This is a genomic window from Kitasatospora sp. NPDC057542 (assembly GCF_042801945.1).
Taxonomy (GTDB): Bacteria; Actinomycetota; Actinomycetes; order Streptomycetales; family Streptomycetaceae; genus Kitasatospora.
Genome location: NZ_JBHVFE010000193.1, coordinates 1 through 15,369, shown reverse-complemented (window position 1 = coordinate 15,369; position 15,369 = coordinate 1). Strand labels below are relative to the sequence as shown.

13 protein-coding genes are annotated in these 15,369 nt (G+C 66.0%); 6 read left to right on the top strand and 7 right to left on the bottom strand.

The genetic code is table 11. From position 1 onward, the window contains the following. Positions 1-509 precede the first annotated feature (509 nt). Positions 510-3,815: a type ISP restriction/modification enzyme gene (locus tag ACFU7Y_RS23480; RefSeq protein WP_380769570.1), complete on the top strand. Its 3,306-nt coding sequence runs from the start codon at positions 510-512 to the stop codon at positions 3,813-3,815. 7 nt (positions 3,816-3,822) lie between these two features. Here the strand turns inward: ACFU7Y_RS23480 and ACFU7Y_RS23475 are convergent, their stop codons facing one another. Further along, entirely contained in the window at positions 3,823-4,212 is a 390-nt protein-coding gene (locus ACFU7Y_RS23475) for a hypothetical protein (RefSeq protein ID WP_380769569.1), read from the bottom strand. A 453-nt stretch (positions 4,213-4,665) separates the two neighbouring features. Between ACFU7Y_RS23475 and ACFU7Y_RS23470 the strand changes: the two genes are divergently transcribed. Both ACFU7Y_RS23470 and ACFU7Y_RS23465 read left to right on the top strand, forming a co-directional pair. After that, positions 4,666-6,279: a hypothetical protein gene (locus ACFU7Y_RS23470; RefSeq protein ID WP_380769568.1), complete on the top strand. Its 1,614-nt coding sequence runs from the start codon at positions 4,666-4,668 to the stop codon at positions 6,277-6,279. Between the two features lie 137 nt (positions 6,280-6,416). Further along, positions 6,417-7,463: a hypothetical protein gene (locus tag ACFU7Y_RS23465; RefSeq protein WP_380769567.1), complete on the top strand. Its 1,047-nt coding sequence runs from the start codon at positions 6,417-6,419 to the stop codon at positions 7,461-7,463. A gap of 131 nt (positions 7,464-7,594) precedes the next feature. On the opposite strand, the gene ACFU7Y_RS23460 is transcribed toward ACFU7Y_RS23465, so the two are convergent. The 6 genes from ACFU7Y_RS23460 to ACFU7Y_RS23435 are packed head-to-tail and all read right to left on the bottom strand — an operon-like array spanning position 7,595 to position 12,337. Next, entirely contained in the window at positions 7,595-8,731 is a 1,137-nt protein-coding gene (locus ACFU7Y_RS23460; RefSeq protein WP_380769566.1) for a hypothetical protein, read from the bottom strand. A 9-nt stretch (positions 8,732-8,740) separates the two neighbouring features. Further along, complete coding sequence (locus ACFU7Y_RS23455; protein ID WP_380769565.1) at positions 8,741-9,415, bottom strand: histidine phosphatase family protein; 675 nt, start codon at positions 9,413-9,415, stop codon at positions 8,741-8,743. Positions 9,416-9,425: 10 nt separating this feature from the next. After that, the gene (locus ACFU7Y_RS23450; RefSeq protein WP_380769564.1) at positions 9,426-10,421 is read right to left on the bottom strand and encodes a nucleotidyltransferase domain-containing protein; all 996 of its coding nucleotides are present in this window, start codon (positions 10,419-10,421) and stop codon (positions 9,426-9,428) included. 34 nt (positions 10,422-10,455) lie between these two features. Beyond that, positions 10,456-11,358 (bottom strand): phosphotransferase, encoded by a 903-nt coding sequence (locus tag ACFU7Y_RS23445; protein WP_380769563.1) that lies wholly within the window; start codon positions 11,356-11,358, stop codon positions 10,456-10,458. Between the two features lie 59 nt (positions 11,359-11,417). Then, positions 11,418-12,071, bottom strand: a complete 654-nt coding sequence (locus tag ACFU7Y_RS23440) for an ATP-binding protein (protein ID WP_380769562.1) — start codon at positions 12,069-12,071, stop codon at positions 11,418-11,420. Then, positions 12,068-12,337, bottom strand: coding sequence for a hypothetical protein (locus ACFU7Y_RS23435; RefSeq protein ID WP_380769561.1), 270 nt, complete (start codon positions 12,335-12,337; stop codon positions 12,068-12,070). Before ACFU7Y_RS23435 ends, ACFU7Y_RS23440 begins: the two co-directional genes overlap by 4 nt. A 188-nt stretch (positions 12,338-12,525) precedes the next feature. Here ACFU7Y_RS23435 and ACFU7Y_RS23430 point away from each other — a divergent pair, with 188 nt between their 5' ends. From ACFU7Y_RS23430 to ACFU7Y_RS23420, 3 genes are all read left to right on the top strand, one after another. Then, positions 12,526-13,917 carry a helix-turn-helix domain-containing protein gene (locus tag ACFU7Y_RS23430; RefSeq protein ID WP_380769559.1) on the top strand — a complete coding sequence of 464 codons (1,392 nt, stop codon included), beginning with the start codon at positions 12,526-12,528 and terminating at the stop codon, positions 13,915-13,917. Next, the gene (locus ACFU7Y_RS23425; protein WP_380769557.1) at positions 13,914-14,798 is read left to right on the top strand and encodes a phosphotransferase family protein; all 885 of its coding nucleotides are present in this window, start codon (positions 13,914-13,916) and stop codon (positions 14,796-14,798) included. The genes ACFU7Y_RS23430 and ACFU7Y_RS23425 overlap by 4 nt, the downstream gene beginning before the upstream one ends. A 117-nt stretch (positions 14,799-14,915) precedes the next feature. Beyond that, complete coding sequence (locus tag ACFU7Y_RS23420; RefSeq protein ID WP_380769556.1) at positions 14,916-15,329, top strand: NUDIX domain-containing protein; 414 nt, start codon at positions 14,916-14,918, stop codon at positions 15,327-15,329. The last annotated feature ends 40 nt before the right edge of the window (positions 15,330-15,369 follow it).

Here is a 15,369-nt window from a genome sequence, read left to right as displayed (position 1 = left end):
CCGACGCACGATCCGCTGTAACTGCTGGCCTTCCTGGTCCGTGAGTCTGCGAACCCTGACCGGCTCCGCCACCGGGCCCCCTTCCGAGCTGAACGTCTCACGACATCCAACCGGCCGAAGGCCCTGCGGCGCCAACCCGGTGAACCTATGCGGTCACAGCACTAGCTACGCCGGGTCGTCGGCAGCCAGACGGATCGGTTCATCGAGATCAGCCATGCAGGCAGGCTATCCAGAGGCCGGAAGGCTGCGGGGACGCGGTCAACGCCCAGCAGCCTTCGCGGATCATCCCGGCTAACTAGCTGCGCGGACTGCGTGTCGGACGGAGGTGGCATCGCTTCGGCACCGTCGTACCGGTTGGCCTTCGCGACGTGCGCCCTATCAAACGAACAGGCACAGATCTTAATCGGGTCTCGACGGGCCTGGCTGCGCTGAAAGTTGACGCGCTTTCATGCGTGCCTGGAGGTCTGGCATACTCCTCGCGTCATGATCGATAGCGCGGGGGTGCGGCAGTGACGCAGGGGCAGGAGTTCGGCTGGCTCGCGGAAGCCATCTCGACCTTCGGTGCGTCATGCAAGGCCATGGTGAACGGACCGGGCGACCCCGAGGCGTCAATTCGCCCGCCTCTGCAGGACCTCCTGGAGGCTGTGGGCAGCCACGACGCCATGGACGGCGTGCTGTGGCACTCCGAAACGCCCCTGCGTGATGTGGGCGTGCGCCCTGACTACGCGGTCGAGGTGCACGGCGAAATCGTCGGCTATGTCGAGGTCAAGCGCCCTGGTCAGCCGGTCGATCCAGAGAAGTTCACCGGACGGAACAAGAAGCAGTGGGAACGGCTGCGCGACTTGCCGAACGTGCTCTACACCAACGGCACTGAGTGGCGTCTCTTCCGCACCGGCGAGCTGATCGGCTCCCCGGTCGTCTTCGACGGCGATCTAGGAAGCGCAGGACGCTCGTTGTCCGCCCGCGAGCCCGCCGCGTTCCATGCCCTTCTGCGGACCTTCCTCCACTGGGTTCCTGAGCCGATCCGCCACGTCTCCACACTGGTCCGCCGCGCCGCGCCGCTGTGCCGCCTGCTGCGTGCGGCGGTCCTGGAGCAGTTGGAGTGGGAGGGGCAGCACGCAGCTGAGGGCGCGCGCCCTGAGGAACTGCGGTTCACCGGGCTGAAGAATGACTGGCGGAGGTTGCTCTTCCCGACAGCCGACGACGCGACCTTCGCCGACGGGTACGCCCAGACGGTGACCTTCGCGCTGCTGTTGGCGCGCACGGAGGACATCTCCCTGAAGGGCGTGGGGCTGCACGAGATCGGCCGCCGTCTGGATGCCGGACACGCCTTGATGGGCAAGGCCCTTCAGCTCCTGACCGACAACATCACGGTGAGCTTCGAGGTCAGCCTCGATCTGCTTATCCAGGTGATCGACGCGGTCGACTGGGCGGCGATCCGCAAGGGCCGGCGGGATGCGTACCTACACCTGTACGAGTCGTTCCTGGAGGTGTACGACGAGAAGCTGCGGCAGAAGAGCGGCTCGTACTACACCCCGCGCGAAGTGGTCGAGGAGATGGTGCGCCTCACTGAGGACGTGCTGCGTACCCGCTTGGGCCGCCCGGCCGGATACGCGGACGACAACGTGCGCATCGTCGATCCAGCGATGGGGACGGGCACGTACCTTCACGCGGTCATCGAGCACGTCGCCGCTTGGGCGGCAGAGAACGTTGGCCCTGGGGCGACGCCGGATGCGATAGGCAGTCTGGCAAAGCGCCTGATCGGCTTCGAGCTGCAAATGGGCCCATTCGCCGTTGCCGAGCTACGGGCTTCGGACCTGCTCAAGCGGCATCAAGCGGTCGCACCACCTGACGGCATGAAGCTGTTCGTCACCGACACGTTGGACAACCCCTACCTGGCCGAGGAAACCCTCGCCTCGACGTACGGTGTGATCTCGGAGTCGCGTAGGCGGGCGAACGAGGTGAAGGCCAGCACACCGGTCACCGTCGCGATCGGCAACCCGCCCTACGACGACAAGGCCAAGGGCCGCGGCGGCTGGGTCGAGAAGGGAAGCCCCGCGCAGGGCGTCACCCCCATCGAGGCGTTCAAGTGGCCCGGAAACGGCCGCTACGAGCACGTGCTCAAGAACCTGTACATCTACTTCTGGCGCTGGGCAACCTGGAAGGTCTTCGACGCCCATCCGCAGGACCAGCAGGGGGTCGTCTGCTTCATCACCCCCTCGGGCTTCACCACGGGGCCTGGCGGGCGTGGCATGCGCAACTACCTGAGGCGCACCTGCGACGAGGGTTGGATCATCGACCTGTCCCCGGAAGGGCACCGCCCTGATGTGGCTAGCCGGATCTTCCCCGGTGTCGCCCAGCCGCTGGCCATCTGCATCTTCGTGCGAAGCAAGGACACTGACCCCGAGCGGCCCGCCCGCATCCACTACCGAGCCGTACACGGCAAGCGAGTCGCCAAGTACCGCCAGCTCAAAGAGATCCGACTGGACGACGACGGCTGGCAGGACACGCACTCCGCCGCCGCCCATCCCTTCCGCCCGACGACCGAGACGGGGTGGGAGAACTATCCCGCTCTCGACGATCTTTTCCTCTGGGGAAGCCTGGGCATTACGGCCAACCGCTCGTGGGTCAACGGCCCCAGCGAGCAGCTGCTCCAGCGACGCTGGGCGCGTCTGATCCACGAGGCCGACCCGGTCAAGCAGGCGGAGTTGTTCAAGGAGACGCGAGATCGTTCGCTGTACGACAGCCGGCCCCCGTTGCCCGGACAACCTGAGCACACCCAGGGGCTTGCAGACGAAACAGAGCTGGCACCGGACCTAATCCGCATCGCCATGCGCAGCTTCGACCGGCAATGGCTGATCTCCGACAGCCGTGTCATCGACTTCGCCCGACCCGCGTTGTGGGAAGCCCTCCAGCCGGGGCAGCTCTTCCTGAATCAGCAGTCCTCCCACGAGATCGAGACTGGGCCGGCGGTCGTCGCCACCGCCCTGCTTCCCGACACCCACCACTTCAACGGCCGCGGCGGCAAGATCATGCCGATCCTCCATCCGGACGGCACACCCAACGTGCATCCGCGCCTGCTCGCCCACCTGGCAACCGAACTCGGCCTCGACCGCATCACAGTGCACGACTTGGCCGCGTACGCGGCGGCTGTCGCCGGGCATGCCGGTTTTACCGAGCGGTTCACAGAGGAACTGCTCACTCCCGGCGTACGGCTGCCACTCACTCGCGATCCCGCCCTGTGGCGTGAGGCGGTGAAGCTGGGCGAGCACCTCCTGTGGGCCTCGACGTACGGGGAACGGTACGTCGATCCGGAAGAAGGTCGGCCAGCAGGAGACGTCCTCTTCACACAGGGCGATCCACGCCGGCTCCGCTACGACCAGCACATCGGCACGGAGGTGCCCAGCGAGATCCACTACGCCGAGATGAACCGGACCCTGTACCTGGGTGCCGGATACGTCAGCCCGGTGTCCGCAGAGGTGTGGAACTACGACGTCGGCGGCATGCAGATCGTCAAGAAGTGGTTCGGCTACCGCAAGGCGAGCCCCAACAGCCGCAAGACCAGCCCCCTGGACGACCTGCACGTCGACTCTTGGCCGGCCGACTGGTCACGTGAGCTCATGGAACTGCTCTCCGTGCTGCGTCGGCTCACCGACCTCGCTCCCGCACAGCAGGATCTGCTCGACCGGATCCTCGCCGCGCCCACGGTCACGGTGGCAGACCTCGAGAAGGCCGATATCCTGCCGGTGCCCGTCAAGGCCCGCAAACCCCGTCGCCGAGTCAAACTCCTTCTGGACGTCGACGAGGAACCGTAGCAGCAGCTCAGTGCTCCTTCGCCCAGCGCTCCACGTACGCTGCCGCCTCCGTCCGGCTCCACGCACCTTCTGCGAGCTGACGGAGCGCGTGCATTTCCGGACCGAGTGAGGGTGTACGTCGCTGCAGCTCGTCGGCGAATCCGCTCACCTCGACCAGCCGTTCCCCCAGCGTGGTGCACTCGGCTTCGAAGTACGCTGCCTTGCCGCGCGGCGTGATGACGAGACCCTCACCTGTGACCTCGAGCAGGCCCATCCAACTGAGAGTTTGCACGTCGCCCGCGCTGCTCTCATGGTCGAGCCCCCGGACTGCAGCCGCTATCGCGTCGGGGGACGGAATCTCGGCGATCACGAGATGGTGCAAAAGCTGAAGCTGTGAAGGGGAGAGAACTGAGTGCACGGTTGCATGTCTAGCAGCACTGGGGACGGTCCTGCCGCAGACGCGCTACGCGTTCAGCCGTGATGCTCGACGGCACACCCCCAGCCACGGTGTGGCACCCCAGTAGCTCACTGATGCGCATCCGCCTTCGTCTCGGGCCCGGTCGAGCCACTCCATGACCGCCAGGGTAGTTCTCGGTACCACGGAGGGATCACGTTTGGCCGATCAGCCGACCGCATGAATAGGCGCCCCCGAGGTAGTCGTCGATCTGCTGGCGCATGCGGGGAGCGCTCGCCAAGGGTTCACACCCGAGATTCACCGTCTGCAGGTTGCCATGCCTCACAGTATGGAAGGTTGTACCCCAGGCTGAAAGTGGCTTCGGTTTGGGCGGGCTGGCGTATGGGAGATGCCGTGGACGGGGGACGTGTAGCGGCGCGGGGGTTTCAGTACCAGTACCTCCGGACGCTTGAGCACTTGGTTGCGATGCTCGACGAACCGGGGATCGACTGCGTTCGAGTAGAAGGCCCTCCAGCAAGCGAGGGTGCGGTGGATCAGGTCGACTTCGACGTCGTTGATCTGGATGGGACCGTACGTCTAGCAGTCCAGGTCAAGAGCCGGGCCGCTGGTGGCTCCATGAGCGCTGCGGTCGCGCTGGGCATCCTCCTGGAGATGATCAGTGGCAACCACGAAGCCAGTGCGTATCGCCTCCTGACCAACGGTCGACCAGGCCCCAAGTCCAGTCAACTCGACGAGATCTTGACCTCTTCACATGAGCCAAGAGACCTGCAAGACAAGCTCATTGAGTTGTTCCATGACGCCCCACAACGAAGGAGCCAGCTGGAGAGACTAGACCAGAGTGGTCTCACACGGTTGAGGCGTTGCCGGGTGTCCTACGACGCTCGCGACGATGACGAGATCCGTGAGCAGTTGCGCAACGCCCTGCGCACAGTTCGCAACCATGCGCAGGAGGGGTTGGGAGAGAAGTCCGCTGGCTTGCTCACTGGTTACCTCATCTCCGAGATCCTGAGTCGGGCCGCAGACGTTACTGGCGAGCGGGCGAGTTTCTCAGTCGGCGAGTTGCGCCGGCTCGTGCTGGTCGATGGGAAGACGCTGGCGCACTCGATCGGGACACGCGACTGGGGAACCGTGGTCGGGCCGGTTCCCATGGTCCCGGATGTGGATCGACCTGAACTACTCGCCTGCTTGGTTGCCTCTCTGCCGTCGTCGAAGGACCAGGTGACCCGCCGGGCCACGATGGTCGGGCCCTCAGGCATCGGGAAGTCGAGTGCTGCGGCTCTCTTCATCGCTGCCCGCGCCGATGCGTACGACTTCATCGGCTGGATCGACTGCGAAACGGAGCACTCGACCCGCGCTTCCTTTCAGCGTGTTGTTGCGGCCCTCAACCCGAACTCCGCTGCCAAGCGTCCAGAGACCCCGATCGAAGACCTCCTACAAGGAGTGCAACACGAGCTTGGCCAATTGCCGGGCCGCTGGTTGCTGATCTGCGACAATGTGAGCTCTGCCCGGGAAATCGATCCGTGGATTCCGAAATTGGGACACGGTGACACTCTGGTCACCACCCTTAATGCGGCAAGCCATCCGGGCAGCGGTCACGTCGTGAACGTATCGGTCATGGAGCGCAAAGAATCCATCGAGCTACTAAGCCGACGCCTGCGGCTCACAGAGGACGAACGGGAATTCTGGCAACCAGCCCTAGAGCGCCTGGCCGAGGAGTTGGGAGACTGGCCGCTGGCGCTGGAGCTTGGAGCCAGTTACCTGTTCAGCACTGGGCTAGGACTCGACTACGTAGATCATTACATTCAGGACCTGAAGGTCCGCTCAGTCTCCGACAAGGATTCGAGACCTCCCGGTTATCCACGAACACTTGCCGCAGCACTCAATCTTTGCATTGACCGCCTTGAGGTCAGAACCACGCCTGAGGTACTACCTGATCCGCCATCAGTGGCTTTGCGGATGCTCTTCGCGTCTGCCTTTCTGGCATCGCACCAGATTCCGGCACACCTACTTCTGGCAACAGCAATCTGTGATATCGAATCCAAGAGCCCGGACATCGCGGACCAGTCCTAATCTCGCCAGAAATTGTCAATCTCGGCGAGACCCTTCGCGAACTCCACCGATTCTCGCTCATCAAGAATGATCTACCACTCCCGCCCTCATACGGTGAACCCCTCCCAGGCGCTGAGCGAACCATCGCCGTCAACACGGTGAGCCAGGCCCTGATCCGGGACCGCCTTAACGGCCATCCCGCCCGTCCAGCCGAAATGAGCCAGCTGACCGGGCATGTGGAGCGCTGGCTCAGTGGGGCTTCAGAGCTGGGTGAACTTGAGCGGGTCCAGATACTTCAATCCCACGCCGAGACCCTGCTGACGAACATCGAGAATATTGATTTCACGAGCGAGCGCGTCGCCCTGCTGTATGGAAATCTGGCCACCCCACACTACTTGCAGGGCAATGTTCTACGCGCCGAAGAACTCATGCTTCGCGAGTTGGGCCACTTGGCCCGATTGCAGCCTACGAACCTCGCGCTTGTCGCTCAGACACGGTTCGCCCTAGCGACCATGTTTCTGCAAACGCAGGACGTCAGCACTGAGCAGCATTTGAAGCTTGCAACCACATTCGACGAAGCGGTGCGACACCTCGAGCATGTTCTGCACCAAGCAAGAGCATGGGTAGATGAATATCCAAAGGCAGCTCTAAAGCTCGCAGTCGACGGACGAACACTTATCCGAAACTCGCACTTTCCACCTCCGGAGGCAACGAGGCTAGGCCTACTCGGAGATGCTTTCGCCGATCTCGAATCGAGAATCGCTCCAACTTCTTACTCCATCACCCACAGAACCATGGAGCAGGCTGAGAAATTTCTCCGGCAGCATCAGTATGCCGAGGCTGAGCAATGCTGCCGCGAATTGCTCAGCCAGAAACCGTCAGGGTCCACTGACCCTGAGGCGCGGCGCCGGCTCATTGAGGCGCTAGCCATGCAATCAAAATGGGATGAGGCAATCGCAGAGGTGCGCTTCTGGAAGGAAAGCCATGAGGCGCCGCGGCTATTTCGCACGTCCATCATTGATCTAATTCGCAACGCATGTCACGCATGCGCCGTCAGACTCGCATCGGGCGATATGCGATCCGTCTCGCTGCTTCGCGAAGTCCTCGATTGGCCCGACCTTGACACGTTCTTGCATCTGGGTGCTGACGCAGACCAATACGCAATTTCGCAGGCACGTGAACTCCTGGAGGAACTCTCCAGGTAGAGACCACGCTCACCGCGGCCAGCACGACGATCGGCCCTCACGCCGTCGCCCAGTCCGGCCACGGTCCGCCGCCTCCTCGCCGCCATTGTATGGAGAGGAGGCTGTTACGCGGCCGACGGAGAGACGCCGTGTCAGGTCCGACCGACCACATCTGGTGCCGTGCCACGGGCGCCCATCACATTGGCCAGTGTTGTCTTGTTCGTGATCCAATCCGCGTCACCGCTCTCGACCGAGCGCCGCACGGCCTCAATGACGTCCTTGTCGACCGCAGCGGGCTTGGCTAGGTACGCCCGCACGTAGTACCTGAAGATCGCGGCCAGCTGGTCGGGCCGAGTTGTGGCCTTGGCCTTCAGGGAGAAGATCGGCAGGAACCACTGCTCGAAGCCGTCCGTGATCGCTTGGGTGGCTCGGTACGCCTCGTACAGCGGCTGCAGGCTTGCCGCGTGGTCGTACGGGAGGTGTCCGTGTAGGGCGTACTGGAGGCGGGTGCCGTCGCATTCGCGGAAGTGCTGGCCGTGGGCGGCGATGTGGTTGGCCGCGTTCTCGGTGATGGTCATGACGGCCGTGTCCGCTTCGCGGTGGCGGGCTGCGGCGAGGACGGTGGCGTGGATGCCGGCGCGCGGGTCGAGGACGAGGCCGTTGAGGCCGAGAGGCGAGAGGTCGATGCCGTGATCGCGGGTTCGGGAGAGGATCAGCCGCTCGACGACGTTGCCAGCGGTGTGCTGGAGGTGCTTGGGCTGCTGGCGGTGGCTGGCGTGGATGTCCGAGCGGTCGAGGACAGGGCGGTCCTTCGCGAGTTCGGCGACGAGGTGGAGGCCCGTGCGGTCTTCGGTGTCGGTGCTGCCACAGGCCTTGCAGGGGTGGCTGCCGGGGCCGGTCATGTGACCGCAGGCCCGGCAGGTGGGGACGGTCTCGCGGCTGATGGTGAGGGCGCCTGCGCGGAGGTTGTTCTCGATCATCTCCAGCGCGAGGTTGGCGACCTCCGCGTCGGTGTCGGTCAGGATGCCGCCCGCCGGGGACTGTCCGGGCCTGTACTTGCCGGCTATCAGGTCGGCCTCGAACCGCTGGCGGGGGATCGTCGGCCCCTCGGCCTGGCGGTGGCGGAGGTCTCCGGCGAGAGTGACGGTGTTCCACAGATGGGGTGCGGGCGGTAAGCCGAGGATGGCGTTGAGGGCGGCCGCGAGGCGGATGCCCACGGCCTTGCCGGGGCGGGTGTCGAAGGTGAAGGGGCCGTTCTGGACGGGCCCGTTGAGGAACAGGTGTCGCACGGGCTCCTCCTAGATCGGCGGGGTGGTGGTTCCCGTCCGGGTGAACCGGCCGTCTCGCAGTTCGTAGTGGAGGATCGCGGCGTTGGGCATCTTGCCCTTCCGCTCCTCGGCGAGGATCTCTGGCAGGGTGCAGGCTTCGAGCAGGGCTCGGAGCGCCACCGCGGCGGTCTGGTGTGTGAAGGCGACGACGGCGCGGGACTCCTGTAGTTCGGACTGGGCGAGGGCGGCGAACTCGGCGGCCCGCTTGAGCACGCCCTCGGCGAGCGACTCGCCGCCGCCTGGCGCGGTCCAGATGTGCTTGCGCAGGCGACGGTCCTCGGCGAGCTCGGGGTAGCTGTCGTAAAGCTCGCGCTTGGTCATGTAGGTGGCGTCGCCGTAGTGCTGCTCGTCCAGGAGAGCAGTCTGCTGGGGCCACCCGTTGGGGAGGTCGGGCAGGGCGATCGCGGCGGTGTCGATCGCCCTGCGGTAGGTCGAGGTGTAGACGTGCGGTTCGGGGCCGGCGAGCTCCAGCAGAACGCCGGCCAGCCACTGCGCCTGCCGAAAGCCGCGGGGGGTCAGGCCGACGATGGTACGGGAGATGGCGTGCGCGGCGGCTCCGCTGTAGGGGCGGGGGTCCTGGTAGAAGCCGTTGTACTTGTCGGCGTTCTCGACGGACTCGGCGTGCCGGATGACGAACAGGGTCACGCTTCGGGTCCTATCCGGCGAGGTTGGCGACGTAGGAGCCGCTGACGGTCCAGGGGGTGAGTTCGATGCCAAAGCCGCTGTGTTCGCCGTCCTGGGTGTGGACGAGCTTGCCGGCCAGGTGCACGGTGTCGCCAGATCGAAACGCTCCGGTGTAGGCGCCGAGGTACGAGCGCATGTGGGTGATCCGGCGGGCGAAGGAGTCGCCCTCGTCGATGGTCGAGCTGAGGATGGTCTTGACCTTGATCCCGTAGACGGCCGGGGTGGTGAGGCCCTCGGCGTGGTCGGTGATCTTCGCGAGGAGGGAGATCTCACCGATCTCCTTGGAGCAGATGCGGGCGAAGGTCCTGTCGCGGTCGGAGCGGATGGGTTCGCAGTTGATGTGCGCGCCAGCACCTGCGGTCAGCCCCTGGAGCTTGCGGCGCTCCTGCTTGATGAGCGCGTCGAAGGAACTGCCCTCCATGTACTTGGCCCGGCGGACGTACAGCCGGGTCAGGTCGTCTCCGTCGTACGGCCGGATCAGGTCGGTCTGCTGGAACAGCTCCTGGGCGGCCTCGTAGCCCTCCGGCCCGTAGCAGACGAGATCGATGTCCGAGCGCTCGTTGAAGCAGCCGACGAGGAAGGAGCCGGTGACGCCGATCAGGCCCTGGGCGCCGTTCGCGGTGATCCACTCAGTGATCGCCAAGAGGTCCTTGCCTGCCGGGTTGTCGGCGACCGCACTGGGCTCCTCGTGGATGGCGGCGAGCGCCTGGCGGCAGGAGTAGTGGACGGCGACGTCCTCGCGCGGGATGCCGGTGATGACGCAGCCGAGGGTGTCGGAGTAGACGTAACACTCCGGCCTGCCAGCCAGGATGCCGAAGGACTTCGACACGACGCTGTTCTGCCGGTAGGTCCGGCCGAACAGCCGCCGGTCGCCCTTCTCGTCGGGGTGGTACTTGACGTAGCCCAGGTAGTGGCTGCCGGGGTGGCTGTCGCCAATGACCTTGAAGACGACTCCGTGGTGGTCCATCAGGTAGTCGCGATCGCGGACGGTGGGGACCGGCCTACCGGTGTTCAGCGGTGAACCGTTCCAGAGTGGGGAAGGTGCCGGTGTCGATCGCGTTGGACGACTCATACTGATCAAGTCCCATCGTGAAAAGGGTGCGGCGGTACTGCCACTTGATGTGCTTGTCGTGCCGCGTGGGGTCGGTGGGCCGCATGAGGGCGAGGAAGAAGAAGCACTTGACCAGCAGAAAGTCGCCCAGGTGCTCGCTCACCCGCTGCCCGATCAGGGACGCGGTGGTCTCGTCGAGCGCTGCGGTGTAGGCGGCGCGCTGTTCCGGGGTAACCGTGTAGCCCTTGCCGCCGCCCTTGAAGGCCACGATGTCGAGCGCGGGGTATACGTCGTAGCCGAGCGGGATCGGTCCGTGGTGCTGCCAGTCGATGACCCCAGCTCGCAAGACGTTGGGCAGGCCATAGTCCAGGTGCCCGTGCACCATCGGCAGTTGGGCCAGCCGGTCGAGGGCGTGCTTGATCACCTCGTGGACTCGCGGGGTGTCGAAGTCCGGGTTCTCCTCGAAGACCTCAGGCGCGAAGGCGGCCTTCTCGAACCACGGCGTGGAGGGGAGGGGGTGCCTCGCCTGGGCCTGCATGAGCTTCGATGCCATGGCAGCCGCCGTACTGATGACCTGGTAGCTGACCTGACCGTCCCGTTTCGCGTCGGCCAGGGCCTCCTCGTGCAGCGAGGTCTCGCCGATGGCTCGCTCGACGACGAAGTAGCCTTCGTCCTCAGGCCCGCTGTCGACGATCTCCGGGACGGGATAGCCGAGGCCAACGGCCAGCTGCTGAAACTCGGTCTCTGCCCGCAGGTCCTCGCCACCAGTCCGCTTGTAGAGCAGGCCATCGGCCGACCTCCACACTGCGCCTTGGGTGGCGGTTCTGTCCTTCACGAACTCCCAGTCGCTCATCCATCCATCCTTCCGTAGCACCGAATTGGCGTGGAGCAGATACGGCTGTGTCGGGCAGGTCAGCTGGGGTTGGGCCGGCCGCCCCCGGGGGAAAGGGCGACCGGCCCCGTCGCCGCCCGGCCGGTGTGCCTGCATCGGTACGGGCGGAGTCGGTGGGCACGCGGCGAGCGGTTCGAGGAGAACCACTGGCGCGGCCTCGCAGCGTGGCCGGCAGGAGCATGAGGTCGTGGTCTGGGACGTCCGGCGCGGAGCAGGCTCGCGAGCAGCGCTGTCCGACGTACCAACCGGAGACGTTCCGGTACCGCGACAGCGGGGACGGCGAGTTCCGCCCAGACCTTCTTGCCATGGGTCGTCGGCTCCGCGCCCCAGTTCTCGGACAGGCTCTCGATCAGCAGCATCCCCCGGCCACTGGTCAGGTCGCTGTTGCCGAAGTTCGCGGCCCTGGCGGGCATCCGATGCGACGGGTCGTAGACCTCGATGACCACCCGGTCTCCGTCCGGGGAGAGGTGGATGCCGACCAGCAGCCTGCCCGGGGCATGGACGACGGCGTTGGCGAGCAGTTCGTCGGCAACGAGGGTGATGTCGTCCAGGGCTTCCCCTGCGATTCCCCAGGAGCGGGCGATGCGGACAACGGCGTCCCGGGCCGGTGGGACGTGCTTGCGCTCAGTCCCGATGAGCGTGATACGGCGAGCGAGGGCGGAGATGACGCTCATGCGGCACCTCCGCAGGCTTGGACCGCGTCGACGACCGTGTTGCACGGCCAGGGACCGCAACCGTCGCTGCACTGGCCGCCCTCGGACTGGTGCCGGTCGAGTACCTTGCGGGCGTGGATGCTGGCGGTGGACGTGCGCTCGGCGAACCGATCCGAAGTGCGCGCCGCACTGCTGGTCACCTCATTCGCGTAGGGCGGGCCGGTGGCCGCGTCCGCGTCTCGCCGGAGCGTGGCATCGCCTCTCAGGATGTCCGAGGGGAGTGTCATCGGCGCTTCTCCTTCGTGGCTAGGGGCGGTAATGGCGCGGTTACGCCGAACACCTGCACGTCAGGCCCGTAGCGGTGTGTAATGGGTGCTGAACGCTCGGAGACATTTAGCCCTGCCGGTAAGCCGCCCGGCCAGTGTCGGCATTCGGACAGCAGCCGCTGTCCACAAGAGACGCCCTGGGGGATCAAGTGCCGCGACCACTGAAGCCGCTGGACCCCTCCCGGTCCGCAGCCGACTGGTTCGGCGCGGAACTTCAGTACTGGCGGAAGCTCAGGAAGCTGAGCCAGGACGACCTCGGGCGGCTGGTCCATGTCAGTGGGGACCTGATCAGCAAGATCGAGCGGGCGGTACGGCCCTGCAAACTCCGCCTCGCCCAGGCGTTAGACGCCGCCTTGAACACGGGCGGAGTTCTGGCGCGGAGCCTGGTGTTGGCTCAGGCCGAAATAGACAACCGCTCTGGGGAAATGGACAAACGGCCCAGTACGGCCGTCTGCTCTCCCCTGGAGACCGCGCTCGGAGGCACGCTGGACGGACCACCGCCCGCTCTCGAGTGGAACGAGTCCGACCCTGTGGAACGACGAAACTTCCTTGCCGTAACCAGTGCAGCTCTCACCGCAGGCCCGCTGGCCCAGCTGCTGACCTCCACCCCAGCCACGGCCCTACCCGCAGTGGTTCGGCCCGCCGATGTCGAGCAGGTCCGCACCGCAGCGACCACGCTGCGCAGCTGGGACAACCTCTACGGCGGCGCCGGTGTCGTACGCGACACCGCACTCGCCCAACTCCGCTGGGCTGCTGGCCTCTTGAACAGCCGATGCGCCGCCCCGTTGCGGGCTGAGCTGTTCAGCGCCGTCAGTCGCCTGGCTACGGTGGTCGGCGCCTCGGCCTTCGACGCCTTCGCCCACGACGATGCACACCGCCTCTTCGCCTTCGCTACCTCGTGCGCCGAGGAAGTGGACAACTGGCCGCTTCGCGCCATCTCCTACAACCTGCGCTCCCGCCAAGCCATCTGGCGCGGCGATCCCGACGCCGGTCTCACGCTCGCGGAACTCGGCCTTGCCCGGGCCGACCGCCTCTCCCCCGCCGAACAGTCCATGCTCCACAACGCCCGCGCCCGCGCCCTGGCCAAGATGGGCCGTACCCAGCAGACTCTGGCCGCAGTCGGCGCGTCCGACGACTCGTTCGCCTCGACCACCCCGGCGACTGAAGGGCCATGGATGGCGTACTACGACAGCGCCCAGCACCACGGTGACACCGGACACGCCCTGTTCGACCTTGCCCTCGCCGGCCATCCAGGCCCGGAGGCTCTCCGACGGCTACAGACCGCAGTAGACGGCCATGGCGACGGTTTCGCCCGGTCCCGTGCGTTCTCGCGCACCAAGCTCGCCACGCTCCAGATGGCAGCCAGTGATCCTGAGCACGCCCTGGTAGAGGGACGCACCGCACTCGCCGAGGTCGGCGACCTCCGCTCGTTGCGCGCAAACCACGAGCTGGCCGAGCTGGGCCAGGTAGCCCACCGCCACCGCAACCTCCCGGATGTCCGGGACCTGCGGGAGCAGATCGCCACTACGGTGGCGACGTGAGCCACATCGAGGACTCCCGCGCCCTGCTGCTCAAGGCGTGTGCCACCGCCAGACTGTCGGCGGTCGGGGCCGAGCCAATCCGGATCGGGGAGAACGCACTGTGGCGGTTGCCGCATCGGATCGTTGCCCGCATCGGCCGCCCAGGGCAGTCGGCTGCCGCCGCGCGCGAACTGGCAGTCGCCCGATGGCTGCACGACTGCGGGGTGCCTGCGGTGCGCCCGCTCGATCAGCTGCAGGAACCACTGGATGTGGACGGCAAGCCGGTCACCTTCTGGCACGAGCTTCCCCCGCACCGCCCCGGGACCGCCTCCGACATAGCGCCACTCCTCCGACGCCTCCACGAACTTCCTGTCCCTGCCGCGCCATTGGACTGCCTCGATCCGTTCGTCCGACTGGCCGCCAGGATCGATGGCGCGACCACCCTCTGCGACGGGCAGCGACAGTGGCTGCGCGACCGCCTGGCCGCACTCGAAGCGACGTGGTCCGACCTCCCAACAGGACTGCCGGCAAGCGTCATCCACGGCGACGCCTGGGGCGGCAACGTCGCGGTCACGCCCACCACCACCTACCTGCTCGACTTCGAGCGAACCTCCCTGGGGCCTCCCGAATGGGACCTCACGGCCACCGCCGTCGGCTACGGCACCTTCGGCACCGTTTCGGACAGCGAGTACACGGCGTTCTGCAAGGCGTACGGCGCTGACGTGACGACCTGGACCGGCTACCCGGTGCTTCGGGACACCCGTGAGCTTCGGGTCACCTGCTTCGCCCTCCAGCACGCGGCAGCCGATCCAGCCCGACATCAAGCTGAGGCCCACTACCGTCTCGCCTGCCTACAGGGAGAGAACGGTCCACGGCCATGGGGTTGGACAGCCGTTAGCTGACGCTGGCTTGATGCAGCGCTTCCTGCTGCATCACCTCGGACCGACAAGCTCGATGCCCCGATTCATCAACCGCAATACGACCATTCGACCTCTCCTGACCGCTCTGGAGGAGCGAACGTGACACAGCAGGCTGCGGAGGAACTTCCCGGCATTGCCGCCGAGATCGTGGTCCACGAAGGCCGCGTACTGTTGGTGCGGCGGCGGGCCAGCGAGGGCCAGCTCTCCGGGCAGTTCCAAGCCGGCAAGATCGAGCCCGGCGAGTCCCCCGAGGCGGCAGCTGTCCGCGAGACCGCGGAGGAGACCGGGCTCGGCGTCGTCGCCGTCGAGTTCCTGGGTGAGCGTGTGCACCCAACGACTGGTCGACTGATGTCGTACATGGCCTGCAAGGTCGTGAGCGGTACCGCTGAGGTGATGGACACGGACGAGCTGGACGCCCTCGCGTGGGTGGCGCTCGCCGAGATCCCCGAGTACGTGCCCTATGGGCTGTTCGAGCCGGTGCAGGAGTACCTGGATTCCACTCTCAAGAGCTGACCGAATCACGGCGGAACGTGCCCTGCGGGCAGCCGTCAGC

Bases quoted from the DNA above. Each gene is read 5' to 3' on its own strand.
- ACFU7Y_RS23435 (WP_380769561.1), bottom strand. From the start codon at position 12,337: ATGACACTCCCCTCGGACATCCTGAGAGGCGATGCCACGCTCCGGCGA.
- ACFU7Y_RS23440 (WP_380769562.1), bottom strand. From the start codon at position 12,071: ATGAGCGTCATCTCCGCCCTCGCTCGCCGTATCACGCTCATCGGGACT.
- ACFU7Y_RS23445 (WP_380769563.1), bottom strand. From the start codon at position 11,358: ATGAGCGACTGGGAGTTCGTGAAGGACAGAACCGCCACCCAAGGCGCA.
- ACFU7Y_RS23450 (WP_380769564.1), bottom strand. From the start codon at position 10,421: ATGGACCACCACGGAGTCGTCTTCAAGGTCATTGGCGACAGCCACCCC.